The 17,083-nt window shown below is 38.5% G+C and carries 20 protein-coding genes; 5 read left to right on the top strand and 15 right to left on the bottom strand.

Annotated elements, in window-relative coordinates:
* From AC1M9P_RS07720 to AC1M9P_RS07690, 7 genes are all read right to left on the bottom strand, one after another.
* Positions 1-2,110: GA-like domain-containing protein (locus tag AC1M9P_RS07720; RefSeq protein ID WP_481587234.1), on the bottom strand; the 2,110-nt coding region annotated here is incomplete at its 3' end.
* Positions 2,111-2,763: 653 nt separating this feature from the next.
* Positions 2,764-3,237 carry a peptidoglycan-binding protein LysM gene (lysM, locus tag AC1M9P_RS07715; RefSeq protein WP_481587233.1) on the bottom strand — a complete coding sequence of 158 codons (474 nt, stop codon included), beginning with the start codon at positions 3,235-3,237 and terminating at the stop codon, positions 2,764-2,766.
* 197 nt (positions 3,238-3,434) lie between these two features.
* On the bottom strand, positions 3,435-3,671 hold the full coding sequence (gene acpP, locus AC1M9P_RS07710; protein ID WP_035269198.1) for an acyl carrier protein: 237 nt from the start codon (positions 3,669-3,671) through the stop codon (positions 3,435-3,437).
* Positions 3,672-3,755: 84 nt separating this feature from the next.
* Entirely contained in the window at positions 3,756-4,490 is a 735-nt protein-coding gene (fabG, locus tag AC1M9P_RS07705) for a 3-oxoacyl-ACP reductase FabG (RefSeq protein WP_481587232.1), read from the bottom strand.
* Positions 4,487-5,473, bottom strand: coding sequence for an ACP S-malonyltransferase (fabD, locus tag AC1M9P_RS07700; RefSeq protein WP_481587231.1), 987 nt, complete (start codon positions 5,471-5,473; stop codon positions 4,487-4,489). Before fabD ends, fabG begins: the two co-directional genes overlap by 4 nt.
* A gap of 213 nt (positions 5,474-5,686) precedes the next feature.
* Entirely contained in the window at positions 5,687-5,872 is a 186-nt protein-coding gene (gene rpmF, locus AC1M9P_RS07695) for a 50S ribosomal protein L32 (protein WP_035269206.1), read from the bottom strand.
* A gap of 77 nt (positions 5,873-5,949) precedes the next feature.
* Positions 5,950-6,507 (bottom strand): YceD family protein, encoded by a 558-nt coding sequence (locus AC1M9P_RS07690; protein ID WP_481587230.1) that lies wholly within the window; start codon positions 6,505-6,507, stop codon positions 5,950-5,952.
* Positions 6,508-6,604: 97 nt separating this feature from the next.
* Between AC1M9P_RS07690 and AC1M9P_RS07685 the strand changes: the two genes are divergently transcribed.
* Together AC1M9P_RS07685 and AC1M9P_RS07680 are read left to right on the top strand one after the other, a co-directional pair.
* Complete coding sequence (locus tag AC1M9P_RS07685; RefSeq protein WP_180028321.1) at positions 6,605-7,267, top strand: elongation factor P hydroxylase; 663 nt, start codon at positions 6,605-6,607, stop codon at positions 7,265-7,267.
* A gap of 81 nt (positions 7,268-7,348) precedes the next feature.
* Positions 7,349-7,966 (top strand): L-threonylcarbamoyladenylate synthase, encoded by a 618-nt coding sequence (locus AC1M9P_RS07680; RefSeq protein ID WP_035269212.1) that lies wholly within the window; start codon positions 7,349-7,351, stop codon positions 7,964-7,966.
* A gap of 104 nt (positions 7,967-8,070) precedes the next feature.
* On the opposite strand, the gene AC1M9P_RS07675 is transcribed toward AC1M9P_RS07680, so the two are convergent.
* Together AC1M9P_RS07675 and AC1M9P_RS07670 are read right to left on the bottom strand one after the other, a co-directional pair.
* On the bottom strand, positions 8,071-8,409 hold the full coding sequence (locus tag AC1M9P_RS07675; RefSeq protein ID WP_481587229.1) for a GNAT family N-acetyltransferase: 339 nt from the start codon (positions 8,407-8,409) through the stop codon (positions 8,071-8,073).
* Positions 8,391-8,729: a hypothetical protein gene (locus AC1M9P_RS07670; RefSeq protein WP_481587228.1), complete on the bottom strand. Its 339-nt coding sequence runs from the start codon at positions 8,727-8,729 to the stop codon at positions 8,391-8,393. The genes AC1M9P_RS07675 and AC1M9P_RS07670 overlap by 19 nt, the downstream gene beginning before the upstream one ends.
* A 281-nt stretch (positions 8,730-9,010) precedes the next feature.
* On the opposite strand from AC1M9P_RS07670, the gene AC1M9P_RS07665 reads away from it, so the two are divergent.
* Genes AC1M9P_RS07665 through rluB form a run of 3 tightly spaced genes read left to right on the top strand, consistent with a single transcriptional unit; the run spans position 9,011 to position 11,597 of the window.
* Positions 9,011-9,802, top strand: a complete 792-nt coding sequence (locus tag AC1M9P_RS07665) for a segregation and condensation protein A (RefSeq protein WP_035269217.1) — start codon at positions 9,011-9,013, stop codon at positions 9,800-9,802.
* Complete coding sequence (gene scpB / locus AC1M9P_RS07660) at positions 9,799-10,389, top strand: SMC-Scp complex subunit ScpB (RefSeq protein ID WP_035269219.1); 591 nt, start codon at positions 9,799-9,801, stop codon at positions 10,387-10,389. The genes AC1M9P_RS07665 and scpB overlap by 4 nt, the downstream gene beginning before the upstream one ends.
* A 41-nt stretch (positions 10,390-10,430) precedes the next feature.
* On the top strand, positions 10,431-11,597 hold the full coding sequence (gene rluB, locus AC1M9P_RS07655; protein ID WP_081403293.1) for a 23S rRNA pseudouridine(2605) synthase RluB: 1,167 nt from the start codon (positions 10,431-10,433) through the stop codon (positions 11,595-11,597).
* A gap of 47 nt (positions 11,598-11,644) precedes the next feature.
* Here rluB and bioD read toward each other — a convergent pair whose 3' ends face one another.
* From bioD to ftn, 6 genes are all read right to left on the bottom strand, one after another.
* Positions 11,645-12,289: a dethiobiotin synthase gene (gene bioD, locus AC1M9P_RS07650; RefSeq protein WP_092767451.1), complete on the bottom strand. Its 645-nt coding sequence runs from the start codon at positions 12,287-12,289 to the stop codon at positions 11,645-11,647.
* Positions 12,286-13,065: a malonyl-ACP O-methyltransferase BioC gene (gene bioC / locus AC1M9P_RS07645; protein ID WP_481587227.1), complete on the bottom strand. Its 780-nt coding sequence runs from the start codon at positions 13,063-13,065 to the stop codon at positions 12,286-12,288. The genes bioD and bioC overlap by 4 nt, the downstream gene beginning before the upstream one ends.
* An 8-nt stretch (positions 13,066-13,073) precedes the next feature.
* A complete protein-coding gene (locus AC1M9P_RS07640; RefSeq protein ID WP_481587226.1) occupies positions 13,074-14,231 on the bottom strand; it encodes an 8-amino-7-oxononanoate synthase in 1,158 nt (385 codons plus the stop codon).
* Positions 14,228-15,511: an adenosylmethionine--8-amino-7-oxononanoate transaminase gene (gene bioA, locus AC1M9P_RS07635; RefSeq protein ID WP_481587225.1), complete on the bottom strand. Its 1,284-nt coding sequence runs from the start codon at positions 15,509-15,511 to the stop codon at positions 14,228-14,230. Before bioA ends, AC1M9P_RS07640 begins: the two co-directional genes overlap by 4 nt.
* An 82-nt stretch (positions 15,512-15,593) precedes the next feature.
* Positions 15,594-16,316, bottom strand: a complete 723-nt coding sequence (locus AC1M9P_RS07630; RefSeq protein ID WP_481587224.1) for an alpha/beta hydrolase family protein — start codon at positions 16,314-16,316, stop codon at positions 15,594-15,596.
* 166 nt (positions 16,317-16,482) lie between these two features.
* Positions 16,483-16,947, bottom strand: coding sequence for a heteropolymeric bacterioferritin subunit Ftn (gene ftn / locus AC1M9P_RS07625; protein ID WP_481587223.1), 465 nt, complete (start codon positions 16,945-16,947; stop codon positions 16,483-16,485).
* Positions 16,948-17,083: the final 136 nt, after the last annotated feature.

Below are 17,083 nucleotides of genomic sequence, written 5' to 3'. Positions count from 1 at the left end.
CTTGAGTCAGTGCAGTAAGTTCTGTTGGGGTGATGAGGCCATTGGCATTTGCATCGATCAGCGCTTGTTCTGCCGCAGCGTATGCTGCTTCTGCTGCCTCTACTGCTGCTTCGGCATCTGCCAATACTTGTTCGTACTCATCTGCTACGCCATCTTCGTTTTCATCATTTACTGTTGGTAAGGTGATGTCGACTAGATCATCTAAGCGTGCATCCAGTGCGTCTTTGTCTGCTCCTTCTGGAAGTGCATCAACTTTCGCTTGTGCATCTTCTTTAGCAGCAAGTGCATCATCACGTGCTTGAGTCAGCTCAGCAAGTTCTGTTGGGGTGATTAAACCATCTGATTCGGCATCTGCTAGTGCTTGCTCTGCCTCAGCATATGCTGCTTCAGCCGCCTCTACTGCCTCTGTCGCTTCTTCAAGTGGAATATCTTCGCCGTCTGGTACGCCATCACCATCTGCATCATTGACTTCAGGTAAGTCAATATTTACAAGAGCATCTAGACGATCTTGTAAACCATCTTTAATCGCTCCATTTGGCAATACATTTACCTTATCTTGAGCAACTTCTTTTGCATCAAGTGCAGCCTGTACTTTCTGTTCAAGAATACTGAGTTCAAGCGGGTTAATTAAGCCATCTTTTTGAGCCAAAGCTAAATTATTAAGAGCTTCAGCATATTTAGCTTCAGCTTCTTCTACAGCTGACTGCGCTTCCTGAATCGCTTCTGGTAAGCCATCTACAATGCCATCACCATCTGCGTCATTTACTTCAGGCAAACTTATGTCAGTCAGATCATCTAATCGATTTTGAAAGGCATCTTTCTGTTCCTGAACAGATTCAGGTAGAGCATTTACTTTACTTTGAGCAGTTGACTTAGCAATTTGTGCCTGCTCTAAAGCATTCTGTAAAGCATTAAGCTCTGTTGGATTAATTAATCCATCACGATTTGCAACAGTTAAAGCATTTTCAGCAGCTGCATACTTTGCTTCAGCCTCCGCAACAGCCAACTCTGCTTCAATGAGTGCTTCAGCGATATCATCTACGATACCATCATCATTTTCATCATTAATTTCAGGTAGGATGATATCCACTAAATCTTCAAGACGTTCCTGCAAAGCATCTTTTTGAGATTGAACTGATTCTGGTAATAAATTTGTTTTAGTTTCTGCTAAGGCTTTGGCACTCTCGAAAGCCTCTTTAGCTTGATCTAATTCCGCTCTTTCAGCAGGTGTAATCAGGCCGTTTTCATTCTTCTCTAAAATTAAATCTTTTAATGCTTCGTACGCTTGTTCAGCATTGGCTACAGCTTCTTCAGCATCTAGTAAAGCTTGCTCGAGATCATCTGGTACACCATCACCATTTTGATCATTAATTGCTGGCAACTCTTCATCAACCAAATCATCTAGTCGATCTTGTAAATCAGATTTTGCCTCGCCATCTACCAAGTTATCGACTTTATCTTGAGCAGCATCTTTAGCATCCTTCGCATCTTGTAATGCTTCCTCTAATTCAGCTTTTTCCTCGGGAGTAATTAACCCATCATTTAATTTATCTTCAATCAAATCTTTAAGATCTTGATAAGCTTTCTCTGCATCATTAACGAGCTGTTTTGCTTCTTCTAATTCATCGTTAATTGGTGGTTCTGGTTCCGGCGATACAGAATTAGATTTTTTATCAGAATCACTCATATTATCTGCAATAGCAACTACTCCAGCAGCTAATCCCCCTGCAATTAACCATGGAGTTAACCCTGTCAAAGCTGTACTTGAGTTTCCAGCGATAAGTGCTGAAATATCATCAATTGGATAATATTTAATAGTCGAAGCTATTTCATTGGCAGCATCTGTGAACTCAACCCAATAAAGCTGACCATTGTCATTAAATAAAATATTATGACTATTTAAGGGATCGTCAAAATAACTTTCTACAACTAATTGTTCGCCATTTTTAAAATTAATAACTAAAGAATTTCCTTCTTTCTGAAAATTTAAGACCTCTTCGATTGATGCATCAATTTTCACAATTGAGTTCTGGTTTAATACGATTTTATTAGCAGTAGTCTTTTCTAAAACCGCCCCATCGTTTTTTGATAGTATTTCTAAATTTTTCATGACGTCACCCAGTATTATTAAGATATTCTTTAACCCTCTATTTTTTTATCAGATTGAGAATCAATGTAAACGTCATAAAAAGTCAGTTGAAAATCAACAAAAATTCATAGTTAAAAAAAAATTTTTACACCCCATTCGAGATTCTTAAAGCAATGTTTTTATTGAAAATATTAATTTTTGAAAAAAATCACTATTTATAAATTAATTGTGAAAAAAATATCAATATTTATCTTTTTATATAAATTAGACACAAAATTTTTAAATAGTGCAAAAAAATACCAGAAACAAAATTACACTATTAATTAATTAAAGTTACATAATAAAACCCAATGAAACAATATTTTATCTCTTGAAACAAATTAAATTTTATTTATTTTCAAACACTTATTTTTACTAATTTATTTTTCCTATATAAAACATAAGGTTGGAATTAATAGTTTATTTCAATTTTTTTATTCTTATTACTTCGAAATAACTTAAAAAATGGCCAAAAACACCATTGCAATGTGGAAGTTAAAATATATTTATAGAAATTTTCCAGCCGTTAAAATATTGTTTTATATTGATAATTTAAAAATCAGTTTTAAGTTATTAAGTTACTTTAAAATCAAAAACCGAGATTTAAATCTCGGTCTTTTAGATTCATTGATATTTTAGTTTGGAATTCTTAGAACCTGTCCCGGGAAAATATCATCGGCATTTTTAAGTAATGGTCGGTTTGCTTCAAAAATTTTGTTGTACTGATTTGCATCACCATAAAACTCTTTAGAAATTTTTGAAAGATTATCCCCTGATTTCACTGTATAGAATTTACTTTCAGGCTCTGGAGATGAAACAGTAAGTTGGTCATCGACTTGAGCAACATGATCAATATTTCCCACAGCCAAGATGATCTTTTCACGATCTGCTTGAGTTTGCACTTGTCCTTTTACAGTCGCTAAATCACTGCTTGCATTATAAGTCACAGACAGTCCTGTTACTGGTAAGCCAAGTGATTTAATATGCCCCAATAATTTATTCGCAACTTCTTGAGCAGATGGCTCTACTGGCGTTGCTGGTGTAGCTTGTTGCTCAGCTGGTGCGGTATTCTTTTTCCCAATACCTTTCACAAAATCAAAAAGACCCATTGTTATTCTCCTATTGTTATTTCAGTTTGGTGATCAAATAATTTAGATCCCTTAATTTTTATACAGAAGAACTATACCTAACGCCGTTATCTTTCTTAAACTTAAGGTAACTTAATGTAATATTGCAATTTAATCCTTAATAAAAAAAAGCCACCATAAAGGTAGCTTTTAAGTTCGAAAAGAACTGAATCTGATGATTAAGCTAATTTCTTAGTTACATAATCGATAGCAGATTGAACAGTTGTAATTTCGTTAGAGTCTTCATCAGGAATAGTAATGTCGAAATCATTTTCGAAAGACATTACAAGCTCAACTAGATCTAGAGAGTCAGCACCTAAGTCATCCATGAAAGATGCTTCGTTTTTAATCTCTTCAGCTTTTAAGCCAAGTTGTTCAGCTACTGCTTGTTTGATACGTTGTTCGATATCGCTCACAGGAATTCTCCTCATTGCTTGTGGCGGCGTATAATGCCTATAGTTTAATTGAATCTTGATATATTTGAAAGTTTATACATCGCATTACGCCATGTATAAACCGCCATTCACGTGTAATACCGTACCAGTAATGTAACTTGCTTTATCAGAAGCAAGGAAACTTACTGCATTTGCGATATCTTGAGGCTGACCAAAACGGTTCAATGCCACTTGATCACTCATTTTTTTCTGAATTTCATCACTTAACTGTTCAGTCATCTCAGTTGCAATAAAGCCAGGCGCGATACTATTGACAGTAATTTGACGACTGCCCATTTCTTTAGCCAAACTGCGGCTAAAAGCTTCAATCCCAGCCTTCGCAGCTGAATAATTTGCTTGACCTGGATTTGCAAAATGCGCAACGACAGAACTAATATTGATAATTCGTCCAAATCTCGCTTTCGTCATACCTTTCAATACACGTTTAGAGAGACGGAACACTGCTTTAAGATGAATATTTTGGATATCATCCCAATCATCTTCAGACATACGAAGCAGTAGATTATCTTTTGTGATACCTGCATTATTCACAAGAACAAGTACAGGACCAAAACTTTGTTCAATATCTGTAATGAGTGCATCAATTGCAGCTCCATCACGAACATCGAGTACTTTTCCTGCACCATGTTCAGCAAATTGTGTAGATAATTTTTCAGCACCAGAATCAGATGTAGCCGTACCTACAACAAAAAAGCCATCTTCGATCAGCTGTTGTGCAATCGCAGCACCAATACCACGGCTTGCACCTGTCACTAACGCGACTTTACATTCCTGCGTCATGCAATTTTCCCTTCTGCAACTAATACAGTATTTAAAGCATCTTCTAAACGAGATTTAGTATCTAAAGGCAATGCTTTTTCAACATGTGCTAGACGTTTTGCTAAATTTGTTAATACATTCCCAGGACCACATTCAACAACATAGCTCACATCTTGATCAGCCAATACTTGAAGTGTTTTAGTCCATTGGACAGACTGATAAAGTTGTGATGTCAACGCTGTACGCAATTCATCAACACTGTCAGCCACTTGTGCATTGACATTTTGAATCACTGGAATGCGAGGTAATTGAATATCAACATCTGCTAAAGCTTTGGCAAACTCTGCTGCCGCTGGCTTCATTAATGAACAATGTGATGGTACTGATACTGGTAACGCAATTGCTTTTGCACCTTGCTCTTTTACCAAAGCTATTAACGCTTCAACTCGTGAAGTATCACCTGCCACCACAACTTGACCCTGTGCATTATAGTTTGCAGCCTCCACCGAACCCTCACCTTGAGCGGTGACTTGAGCACACAGTTCTACAACCTTAGCATCATCAAGACCAAGAATCGCAGCCATAGCACCTTGCCCCTGAGGGACAGCATCTTGCATCAACTTACCTCGTAAGTTCACCAATTTAACTGCATCTTTTAAGCTTAAAGATTCTGCAGCAACCAATGCACTGTATTCACCCAGTGAATGTCCCGCTAAATATTTAGGAACGACACCACCAAGCTCTAACCATACACGCCATAAAGCAATGCTTGCTGTGAGCAGTACTGGTTGTGTAAATTCAGTTTGGTTTAACCCTTCACCACTTTGCGCAATGTGCCATAAATCAAAGCCGAGTGCTTCAGAAGCTTCAGCAAACGTTTCTTGCACACTACTAAACTGTTCTGCAAGCTCCGCTAACATTCCTGCTTTTTGAGAACCCTGTCCAGGAAAAACAAATGCAGTTTTGGTCGCAAGAACGGCTTGCTCGAGGCGTTTAGCAGACATATAAAAATCCTTTATTCAGAGCTTGACTATTCAATTTTGATTAATTTCGATCATCTTGAACATCAAACTCAAGTCTTAACTGATTTGATGGAGCGAAATTTATCATTAAAAAAAAGCTTTGGTAATTGCCAAATACAACAAAAAATAGAAATAAAAAAAGGGAGCTTACGCTCCCATTTTTTCTACTAAGCTTGACGCTTAATACATCACCAATTATTCAGCATCAGCTGCTTTAGCGAATAATTGGCGACCACGGTAGACACCATCTTTAGTTACGTGGTGACGACGGTGAGTTTCACCAGTCGTTTGGTCTACTGTTAATGCATTCTCGGTTAAAGCGTCATGTGAACGGCGCATGTCACGGCGAGAGCGACTTTTACGGTTTTGCTGAACGGCCATGATGGCTCCTTACAAAGATCGAAAAAATGGATCAGAACAAATTCGATTGTCTTATACCTAAGAGTATAACACAAAAATTAGTTAAGTTTACCCTTCAAAGCTGCCAAAACACCAAACGGATTATCTCGTTTTTCTTCAACAACTTCTTCTTGGGCAGGTTGATGCTTATGCTCACAAGACTCATGTCTTGGTGACAAAGGAATCAACAATAACAATTCATCTTCTATGAGAGAAAGTAAATCAGCGGTTGCAGGTGCATCAAATGAACCTTTTGTCGTTGCTTCACTCTCACCTAAGACGATGAAATCAGCATCCTCATCCAAGCGCTCTATCAGTGACTCATCATCGACTAAAGCCAGATGAAAGTCCAATTCGAGAGGTAAGTCAACAGTATCCAAACAACGTTGGCATTCCATTGGAACCTTCGTTTCAACACTACCATCAAGCCAAACGATACGATGATACGCATCCATTGATAGCTTACAGTCTATGTTGATCAATTGATTATCAATTGACCCAACAGCTTCACGGGATATACGAACAAAGCGCGACAATGGCAGTGTACCTGACCATGTGAAGCCCTGTTCAGCCCATTTAAACGGCTCAATCTGTGCCGGAAAGGTATTTGCTGACATAATTAAGGCGGCAATTCTACAAATTCATAAGTACTCTGTCAAAGATTAAGATACAATTTTGCACTTATTCAGACAGATCATTTGGGTTAATCAAGTCATGCATCAGTTGCAGCCGCAACCTGAAGTCACAACTTCATTACAGTTACACTATCCTTCGACCTCAAATTTGACCGATCACTTAGACCGCGTGCAACTCGCACCTTGGGTAAATCTGCAAACAGAAGCTCAACAGGTAGACTGGCTTATCTTACACTTTAATCATTGGTTTTCCCACTTAAATGTCACATTAGTCAAAGGCGACTTTGAACCTGAATACTTCCCCGCCTCAGACCAACAACCCGCTCGCATCCAATTCGCACATGGATTTTTCAATAGTGCTTTACATGAAATAAGTCATTGGACAATCGCAGGAGATCATCGTCGCACTCTTCCTGATCTTGGCTACTGGTATGCACCAGATGGTCGAACCGCTGAACAACAAGCCCTATTTGAACAAGTCGAAATTAAACCTCAAGCAATAGAATGGATGTTTGCCACAGCCTTTGGTCGAAAATTCCGTGTTTCTCTGGACAATTTAACGGGTGAAGGTGGTGATGGACAGTCTTTTAAAGACAATGTTTATGCTCAAGTACAGCGCTATTTTTCAGGTGACGCTCAGCTTCCAAGAGATGCTCAACACTTTATTCAGTGCATCTGTAAGTGTCTCAGAAGTGGCAAAACATTACATTTGGATGAATTTTCTCGTGCATCGCTAGATTAAGTCTAGTAAATATATATTCATGACATTGAAGTGAATGTCTATGCACGCAATAATACGAAAAAATAATCAGGAGAAAATAAAATGCTTCATTTAAGAGTACATCCTGACAATCCACAATCTCGACTTATTACTCAAGCAGTAGAAAGAATACGTGCAGGCGATGTCGTGGTTTATCCAACAGATGCGGCCTATGCCATCGGATGCCAAATTGGTAATAAGCAAGCAATGGAACGAATTGCTCAAATCCGTGATCTTGGTGCTAAGCATCAATATGCGATCTTATGTGCGGATCTCTCAGATATTGCAACGTATGCAAAAGTGGATAATGCAACTTATCGTCTGCTTAAAAATAATACACCTGCGATTACCACCTTTATTTTGCAAGCGACAAGTGAAGTCCCTCGTCGCTTGATGCACCCCAAAAAGAAAACCATTGGTTTACGTGTACCGAGCAACCCAGTCTGTCAAATGCTTCTTAAAGAGCTGGGTGAGCCTTTACTCACCAGCACCCTGATTCTTCCAGGTCAAACTGAGCCTTTGGATGATCCATATGAAATAGAACAACAATTAAGTAAAAGAATTGATGTTTTTATTGATAGTGGACTTGGTACATTAACCACAACAAGTATTGTTGATCTCTCAGGAAGTCAACCTGAAATTATCCGCCGTGGCGTGGGTGATGTGAGTGCTTTTGAGTAAAATGCCTCACCATTCATCTCGCTTTATTTAATTTACGCTGATTTTTCGTTATAAAATGCTTGGAGGGTCTTTATTTGTTGACCCTCTTGCGTAAAGTTGCTTGGTTAAAGCCAAGCTAAATAACTTTCTTTTAAAGTCAGCCACTCTTCATCCAACATTGAAAACCAAAGCGTGTTTCGGTTTCTTCCCTTGACCACTTTATGTTGTCTAAACATTCCTTCATATTGAAAACCGAATCGTAGCGCGGCTTTTTTGGAAGCTAAGTTCAACTCATGACACTTCCACTCTATACGCCTAAATCCTAAAGTAAAACACTCATTCAACAGTAAAAATAATACTTCTGTAGCAGCTCTAGACCGTTTTAAATCTGCTGAGAAGTATACATTCCCAATTTCAACCACTGCATCATCCAACCCGATATTCATCAATGCGATCCACCCCACTGGTTTTTCGCTATGCGAATAACATAATAAATATTCCCTTGTGTACCAAATTGCGATGAGAGTTTATATGACAAATCTTCAATCGAAGTTGGCGCATCGTAAGGCAAATAGGTAAAGCTTGAAATAAACTCATCTGTAATCTTGAGTGGGAATAGATCTCTTGCAAGCTCTTCAATATTTTGAATTAAATTTAAGGGATATAAATTTACATACGTTCCACTCAACGCTTTGAATGAGTCTATAGGGTGAGTATTTGAGTGAACTTTTATACCTACACTTTGTTCATATACATTTTGTTCTACTTTTTGAAAATTATTCATACTCTTTTACTTCTCGTCGAATACACGCTAACAATGAATACCAGTTTACATTTATCAGTTAAAACACTAAATACATCTATATAACCTTAAAAAATACTACCTATTTATTTCAAATTTTTTATCGTAAAACTGCGGATAAAGATATATTCAGCACTCGATTTAATTTAGAATACCCATATTGTTTTTATGCTATTCGAATCACTGTCCTTTTACTGATTTCGATATGTGATCTCCTGAATCGCCCAACATGCTTTTGAAAATTCGCGTGGCTAATAATTGTAATGACTCAAGCTATCCATAATCCCATGGACGCACTTCCACACATCCGTGTTTTAGATGAGTGGCAAGATACGATTCCTGAAGATTTATATATACCGCCTGCAGCATTCGAAATTCTATTAGAACATTTCGAAGGACCACTCGACTTTTTAATTTACCTCATCCAAAAAAACGGTTTCGATCTACTTCAGCTCGATATAGCTCCGATTGCAACGCAATATTTGTCATATATTGACAGTATGAAGTCACTCAATATTGAGTTGACCGCAGATTATATGGTGATGGCGGCTTTATTAGCAGATTTAAAATCACGCTTACTGCTGCCTAAACCTAAATCAATTCAAATTGAAAAAGATCCAAAACAAGAATTAATAGATCGTTTAGAGACATATTTAAGGATCAAGCAAGCTGCTGAGCGTCTCGGTCAAATGCCTATTTTGGACCGTGATACTTTTCTACCCAACGTTAGCCTTGGACAAATTAATACAGTAAATGAAGGTTATGAAGCCTCTCTTCTGCGCGATGCTATGTTTTGTATTTTTAATCGCCCAGAGCCTGTTACACACCAGATTACTCAAGAACCTGTTTTGCTTGAAGAACGTATTGCCTATATTGAACAGATGACAAAATCAGGTGAGGTTTTGAAATTTGATCAACTTTTAAAACCAAGTCAAGGTCGCATGGGGTTAGTGGTGACGTTTATGGCAATATTAGAGCTAACACGTCAGCAAAAAGTTCAAATTATTGCATCAGGTATTGAAGCCCCGCTGGCAATTCAAGGGGTAATGATATGACCATTGATCAATCAAACTCCTTTCAAGTTGATGAGTTACACCACGAAGTGCTCATGCAGCTCGAAGCTATTATTTTTGCCAGTGAAGCGCCTGTTTCTATTGCACGCTTAAAAGAGGCATTTCAAAACCAATTTTCCAAACAACAACTGCGCGCCTATTTACAACAGCTTGCAGTGTTACAACACGGTCGTTCAATTGAGCTGACTGAAACAGCTCAAGGTTTTCGCTTTCAAGTTCGTGCTAAGTATCGACAAGTGATTGCACAAACTTGGCCAGAACGTCCAACTAAATTATCACCATCATTGTTAGAAACTCTAGCAGTGATTGCTTATCATCAGCCCGTTACCCGAGCCGATATTGAGCAAATTCGAGGAGTCACGAATAACAGTCAGCAACTCAGAACGTTATTCGATTGGAACTGGATTAAAGAGTCTGGTTTCCGGGAACTTCCAGGAAGACCCGCGTTGTTGGTTACAACGCCACAATTTTTAAATGCTTTTGGTTTAAGTGATTTAAATCAACTGCCTCCCCTACAGGATGCCAAGGAAGCTTTTATGGCATTGGATGCTCACGCACCCAAGTCGTAAATAGGTGAACTGTTGATGATTATTTCTAAGGTTATGCTGTTATGAGTGAAAAATTGCAAAAGGTATTGGCACGTGTAGGTTTGGGCTCTCGCCGCTATATGGAAGAAGTCATTGCTGCCGGTCGTGTTAGTGTCAACGGTCAAGTTGCTCAAGTAGGTGAACGTATCGAACCAACCGATGAGCTTCGTATCGATGGTCGTAAAGTACAGTTCCAAATTGAAGATGAAATCCGTCGTCGTGTATTGATTTACTACAAACCTGAAGGTGAAATCTGTTCACGTAACGACCCTGAAAATCGCCCAACTGTATTTGATCAATTACCATCAATTCCGGGTGATCGTTGGGTCATGGTTGGTCGTTTAGATATCAACTCAACAGGATTATTACTTTTCACAAACGATGGCGAGCTTGCAAACCGCTTAATGCATCCATCTAGTGAAATTGAACGCGAATACGCTGTACGTGTGATGGGTGAAGTGACCCCTCAACTGAAAAAGAACATGACAGATGGTGTCATGCTCGATGATGGTCCAGCAAAATTTGAGTCATTCTCTGAAATTGGTGGTGAAGGGATTAACCGTTGGTATCAAGTGGTTGTAAAAGAAGGACGTAACCGTGAAGTACGCCGCATCTTTGAATCACAAGGCTTGAAAGTCAGCCGTCTATTACGTACACGTTATGGTACAGTCATTCTGCCACGAGAATTACGTACAGGTCGTTGGATTGAACTTGATAAAAATGACATTGATAACTTAACTAAGTCTGTTGAGCTCAAACCACGCCAAGGTACTGGTCTTTACGGTATGGCGAAACGCCGCAATGAACGTATGCAAGAGAAACCACTTGCAGCACGTCGTGGTGGTTATTTACGCCAACAACGCCGTGACGAAGGCGAGCATCAAGAACCACGCCGTGACTTCCGTCAAGGTGGTGCTGATCAAAGCCGCAGTGATAATCGATTTAACAATCGCGCACCGCGTCAAGAAGGCTCAGAAAACCGTTTCAATGCACGTGCGCCACGTCAAGAAGGCTTTGAGAATCGATTCAACAATCGTGCCCCTCGCACTGAAAATCAGGATTTCCGCAATAAGCGTCCTGAAAACAAAGGTGAAGTAAACGGCAATTCTGTTGATTACAAACCACGTAATGAAAATAAATTTGGTCAACGCAAACCTTTTGGTATTAACAAAGGCTTTAAGAAGTTCTAATTTTTTAAATCCCTAAAAAAACCGCTCAATAGAGCGGTTTTTTTCATTTATTCAATAAAAGGAATATCAATCCATTTAGCAGATGGAAAATGTTGCGATAAATACTTTTTTAAGTAGGCAGATGTATCACGTGAAATAAGCTCATCGTCAGATTCAGCATTCAAATTATATGCTAGAGCATATAACTCAAGCCCACGATGCTTCAGTGCCTCTAAGCTCAACAAAGTATGGTTGATGCTTCCCAAACGCCCCGAACTCACCAAAATTATGGGATATTTTTTATCCACTAAATAATCAATGGTTAAATATTGTGTTGTTAGAGGGACCATCAAGCCACCCGCCCCTTCAAGCAAAACAACTTCATATGAAGAGGACAACTGTTGAGTCGCTTGTTCAATTTTAGCGAAATCAATACTTCGCCCATCTATACGTGTCGCTAAGTGAGGCGATGCAGGATAACTGAAAATTTCAGGCATAGTGAGTTTTTGAGTATCTTCCTCTAACCAACCACATCCCATAATTTCACGATGTTTTTCAATATCTTCAGAAACATCCACATTACCCGTTTGAATTAATTTCTGAGTAATGACATTCCGCCCTTGTTCACGCCAAATTTTTGCCAAATAACCAGTGACGTATGTTTTTCCAATTCCAGTATCAATACCGCTCACAAAGTAGATTTGAGCACTCATGACTTACTCCGTGCGATAAAAAATATAGGGTGATACGTTAAAGGATAGACAAGATTCTCTTGCTCATCAGTCGCAATAAATTGTCGGTAACCTAGATAAAACTGATTCAAACTTTGCTTCGTCCAACGAAACCCCTGTGAGGTTGCCGTCACACCTGTGGCCTGTAAATGTTTTAGGACCAATTTTGGGTGCGCGAAGTGTAATTGAGCCAATTGTTGTTCACAGTGCATCACTTCAAATCCGTTCTGCTCTAGTAAGCTTTTAATTTGGCTTTGATCAAAATATTTTAATCCTTGTCCAGTTAAGGATTTAATTTCTTTTAAGTTCTGAGGCCCATAAGTTGAAAAGCAAAAATAACCATTGGGCTTTAAAGCCGAATAAATTTTCTGTATCAATCTTTCAAACTCAGACATCCACTGTAATGCAGAGCTTGAGGCACATAAATCAAGGTCTTTGGGTAACTCAATTTTTTCGACATCACCAATACGCCACTCGACAGGCTGATGATGACTGATGGTATGCTCAACATCAGCATATAAATCATTCAAAATGACTTGATCCATTTTAAAATGATGAAACATCTCTTGAGTTAGATTTCCAGTTCCACATCCAATTTCAAATACTTTAGCAAGCTCAGAAGATGAAACATAAAGACGCATCAGCTCGCTTAAATGCTTCGCTACATTTTGTTGAATACGTGCCTGATCTGCATAAGTCCAATGCGATTTTGCAAATCGAGTAGCAATCATTTCTTTTTGAATAAATTTGTTCAACATAGAGTCATTCATAATTGTTCTTTCAACCGCTCCAATTCATCTTGATTCAGCTGAGAATTCATACAAATTCTCAGGCGTGAACTTCCTTGTGGAACCGTTGGTGGCCGAACCGGCAAAATATAAAAACCAGATTGTTGTAATTGTTGTGCGCGCTCAAGTGCACGCTGAGAATCACCTAAAATTAAAGGAATAATCTGCGAGCTTGAAGGACATTCGTAACCTTGCTCAAGAATATATTGACGCAGTTGCAGACTCAAATCACTTAAATGAGCACGTTGCTCCTGCATTTTTTTCATTTTATTCCAAATAAAATGCGTCCAAGCCATGTTGATGGGTGGTTGTGCGGTACTAAAAATCAAAGAGCGCATTTTGTTGATTAAATAATCTTTTAAGATTGGATGACACACAATGTATCCACCAACAGATGCGAGTGCTTTCCCAAATGTTCCGACCAAGAAATCGATATCATCTATGACAGCATATTGTTCAGCGCAACCGAGTCCTTGCTTCCCCCGAACACCAATAGCATGTGCTTCATCTACATATAACATGATTTTACTGAACTGATATTTCAGACTCACCAACGCAGTTAAATCAGTTTCATCACCATCCATACTAAAAATTGATTCAGTTACCACAATGATTCTTTGATACAAGGGATCATCATGATATTGCTCGATCAATTGCTTTAAATGAAGCAGATCATTATGTCGATAACGTATCAGCTTCGCTTTACTTAAGCGAATCCCATCAATCATGCTGGCGTGAATCAATTTATCCGAAAGAATTAAAGTTTGACTATCAGCAATCGCAGGCAGAATACCAATATTCATGTGATAGCCACTGTTGAATAACAGAACTGCCCTTTGATTGAATGATTGACTCATGTCATATTCAAATTGCTCATATTCAGGATAATTTCCTGTGAGTAACCTTGAAGATGAAGAGCTCATTCTTTTTGAATCTGCTGAACAGTAATCAAAAAATGCTTCTCTTATTTGTAGATCTGACGCAATCCCTAAATAATCATTACTCGAAAGATTCAACATTCTCTGTTGCTGAAACTCAACCCATTTTCCATACTGAACGATGGATTTAAACTGCCGAAAATTTCCAGTTTGTTTTAATGAGTCTAACTGCTCTGCGTAGTGATCCAACAGATTCATCTCATTTCCTCTGCAAGCTCCATCACAACACTCACCAACTGCGTTAGTAATTCAGTGAGTTCGACATCTGAAATCACAAAAGGCGGCATGACATAAACTAATTTTCCAAAAGGACGAATCCACACGCCTCGTTCTACGAAACGCTGTTGCAGCGTTTTCATATCAACATTTTGTTTAAGTTCAACAACACCGATAGCACCGAGCACACGAACATCTTGAATATGCGCTTGATCATCTAATCTATGTAAATAATGTTTTAGAATTTGCTCTATTCTTTGAATATTGGACTGCCAATCTTGTGACAATAAAAGCTCAGTACTCTTTAAAGCGACAGCACAAGCCAAGGGGTTCGCCATAAATGTAGGTCCATGCATAAATACGCCAGCTTCACCAGAGCTGATCACTTCAGCGACATGTCGCGTGGTCAGTGTTGCAGATAAAGTCATATACCCACCGGTCAGCGCCTTACCAATACACATGATGTCTGGTTCAACTTGAGCGTGTTCCCAAGCAAATAATTTACCTGTTCGTCCAAACCCTGTGGCAATTTCATCAAATATCATTAACACCTGATATTGATCGCATAGCCTCTTGGCTTCGCGTAAATATTCAGGATGATAGAAACGCATGCCTCCAGCACCTTGCACAATCGGCTCAATAATCATGGCAGCGATAGTGGCATGATGTTTTTTTAAAGTTTCTGCCAATACAAGAATATCTGCTGGATTCCAATCTTCATCAAATCGAGTCTGGGGTGCAGGAACAAAATAGCGATAAGGTAAACTAGAACCAAAGACCTGATGCATCCCAGTGACTGGATCACATACTGACATTGCATTCCATGTATCACCATGGTAACCAGAGCGCGTCGTGATAAAACTGGTTTTATCTTTCTTATCTTGTGCGGTCCAATATTGAACTGCCATTTTTAGTGCGACTTCAACAGCGACAGAACCTGAGTCCGCATAGAATATTTTATCTAATTGAGGTGGTGTAATTTTTAATAATGCCTTCCCTAATTCAATCGCAGGATCATGAGTAAGCCCACCAAACATAATGTGTGACATGTGCTGCAATTGATCCGACACAGCTTGATTAAGTTGAGGATGGTTATACCCGTGAATGGCACACCACCAAGATGACATACCATCAATGAGTTGACGACCATCTTCAAGTTCAATCATCACCCCTGTAGCCTTTTTTACTTTATATGTCGGCAGTGGGTTTAACATCGAAGTATAAGGGTGCCATAAGTGTGCTAAATCGAATTCGTCAACCATCCTGGAAGAATTTCCTTATTAATCTAAACAGAGCATAACGCGAATTATTTTTGTTATGAATTGCCTGATTAGACAATATTCATCAGGATTTCTCATTCTTTCTTAGATATTGAACGATTTTGTCACTTAGTTGTGTAGCTCTAAAAATTGAAAAGCAGTGAGAGCCTGGGATAATTTCGAATTTAAAAAACTTTGCATCTATCTTTCGGATATTATCTAGAACTTTGTTACTAACTAATCCATCATCATCAGCAAATACATGTAATTGTTTTCCGACATAATTTTTCAATATCTCAACAGTATTAAGATGATATAGTAAATCCAAGCCCTGCTTTTTTAAATCTAGCTCTTCACTCGTAATTGAATTTTGCAAAGATTGCCAATCTTGCTTAGCAGTTTGGCTTCCCTGTGAGACCAGATAACAAAATCGCTTTAAAGTGGTCATGGGATCATTTTCAAAAGACTCTCTAAAACTTTGAAAAGTAGAAACCGGCATACCTGTACACCAGCGTTCATTGGCAACGAAGCAAGGATTCGATGCTAAAGTAATTAACGTTTTTGCCTGACCTGAAAGCTCGAAAACCTTTTGGGTGAGCAACGTTGCTAATTGTCCGCCTAAAGACCACCCCATAATGACATCGACTTTTTTGGCTAACTCTACATGTTTAGATAATTCCACAGGGTCGAGTGCATTAAAGATATTAATCAGATCGATTTGAAATCCTGCCATATCCAAAGCAGTTTTTAAATTTTCTAGTGGTTTTGTTCCAAGTCCCCAACCGGTAATTAATAAGATTTTACTCATGATTGCCAATCCTTAGCTGATCGTTTTCGGTCAGTATATAAAGCCAAGCACAATAACTCATTGAGCAAATCATTCAATTTCACTTTGATTTTTAGATAATTATTAAAAATGAGCCAATTCAGGCAAAACTGAGGTATAAAAAAACCCAGCCTTGCTGGGTTTTAACTTACATTTGAGACTGAATATAGTTTTGTAAACCAATTAGTTCAATTAAGCGAAGCTGTTTTTCCAACCAATAAGTATGATCTTCTTCGGTATCCGACATTTGCTGACGCAACATATCACGTGTCACGTAATCGCCTTTTTCCTCGCAAAGCTTTACACCTTGCGCTAATTTTTCACGCACTTCGTACTCAAGCTTTAAATCTGCTTTTAAACATGAAACGACGTCTTCACCTACTTCAATATCATCACGATTCATATTCGGTGTGCCTTCTAGGAATAAGACACGGCGAATAATAGCATCAGCATGTTGTGCTTCTTCTTGCATTTCATGATCGATACGCTCAAAAATCTTAGTGAGACCCCAATCTTCATACATACGTGAATGAATGAGATATTGATCACGAGCAGCCAGTTCACCACCGATCAACATATTTAAGTAATCTACGACTTCTGGATTGCCACGCATTTCAATCACTCCATTCTTTAATAGCAACATTATGAACAATCAGAGCTTATTTTGCAAAAAATATAATGTGTAAGTTTATGATTTTTATAAAATTAAAATGAGAAACATACGCATTTGCAGTTTGAATCACTTATTT

It is taken from the genome of Acinetobacter sp. 25-47-122 (assembly GCF_056779695.1).
Note: the sequence above shows the minus strand (reverse complement) of the source record. Positions and strands in the feature narration are given on the sequence as shown.

Bases quoted from the DNA above. Each gene is read 5' to 3' on its own strand.
- lysM (WP_481587233.1), bottom strand. From the start codon at position 3,237: ATGGGTCTTTTTGATTTTGTGAAAGGTATTGGGAAAAAGAATACCGCA.
- fabG (WP_481587232.1), bottom strand. From the start codon at position 4,490: ATGACGCAGGAATGTAAAGTCGCGTTAGTGACAGGTGCAAGCCGTGGT.
- fabD (WP_481587231.1), bottom strand. From the start codon at position 5,473: ATGTCTGCTAAACGCCTCGAGCAAGCCGTTCTTGCGACCAAAACTGCA.
- rpmF (WP_035269206.1), bottom strand. From the start codon at position 5,872: ATGGCCGTTCAGCAAAACCGTAAAAGTCGCTCTCGCCGTGACATGCGC.
- AC1M9P_RS07690 (WP_481587230.1), bottom strand. From the start codon at position 6,507: ATGTCAGCAAATACCTTTCCGGCACAGATTGAGCCGTTTAAATGGGCT.
- AC1M9P_RS07685 (WP_180028321.1), top strand. From the start codon at position 6,605: ATGCATCAGTTGCAGCCGCAACCTGAAGTCACAACTTCATTACAGTTA.
- AC1M9P_RS07680 (WP_035269212.1), top strand. From the start codon at position 7,349: ATGCTTCATTTAAGAGTACATCCTGACAATCCACAATCTCGACTTATT.
- AC1M9P_RS07670 (WP_481587228.1), bottom strand. From the start codon at position 8,729: ATGAATAATTTTCAAAAAGTAGAACAAAATGTATATGAACAAAGTGTA.
- AC1M9P_RS07665 (WP_035269217.1), top strand. From the start codon at position 9,011: ATGACTCAAGCTATCCATAATCCCATGGACGCACTTCCACACATCCGT.
- scpB (WP_035269219.1), top strand. From the start codon at position 9,799: ATGACCATTGATCAATCAAACTCCTTTCAAGTTGATGAGTTACACCAC.
- rluB (WP_081403293.1), top strand. From the start codon at position 10,431: ATGAGTGAAAAATTGCAAAAGGTATTGGCACGTGTAGGTTTGGGCTCT.
- bioD (WP_092767451.1), bottom strand. From the start codon at position 12,289: ATGAGTGCTCAAATCTACTTTGTGAGCGGTATTGATACTGGAATTGGA.
- bioC (WP_481587227.1), bottom strand. From the start codon at position 13,065: ATGTTGAACAAATTTATTCAAAAAGAAATGATTGCTACTCGATTTGCA.
- AC1M9P_RS07640 (WP_481587226.1), bottom strand. From the start codon at position 14,231: ATGAATCTGTTGGATCACTACGCAGAGCAGTTAGACTCATTAAAACAA.
- bioA (WP_481587225.1), bottom strand. From the start codon at position 15,511: ATGGTTGACGAATTCGATTTAGCACACTTATGGCACCCTTATACTTCG.
- AC1M9P_RS07630 (WP_481587224.1), bottom strand. From the start codon at position 16,316: ATGAGTAAAATCTTATTAATTACCGGTTGGGGACTTGGAACAAAACCA.
- ftn (WP_481587223.1), bottom strand. From the start codon at position 16,947: ATGCGTGGCAATCCAGAAGTCGTAGATTACTTAAATATGTTGATCGGT.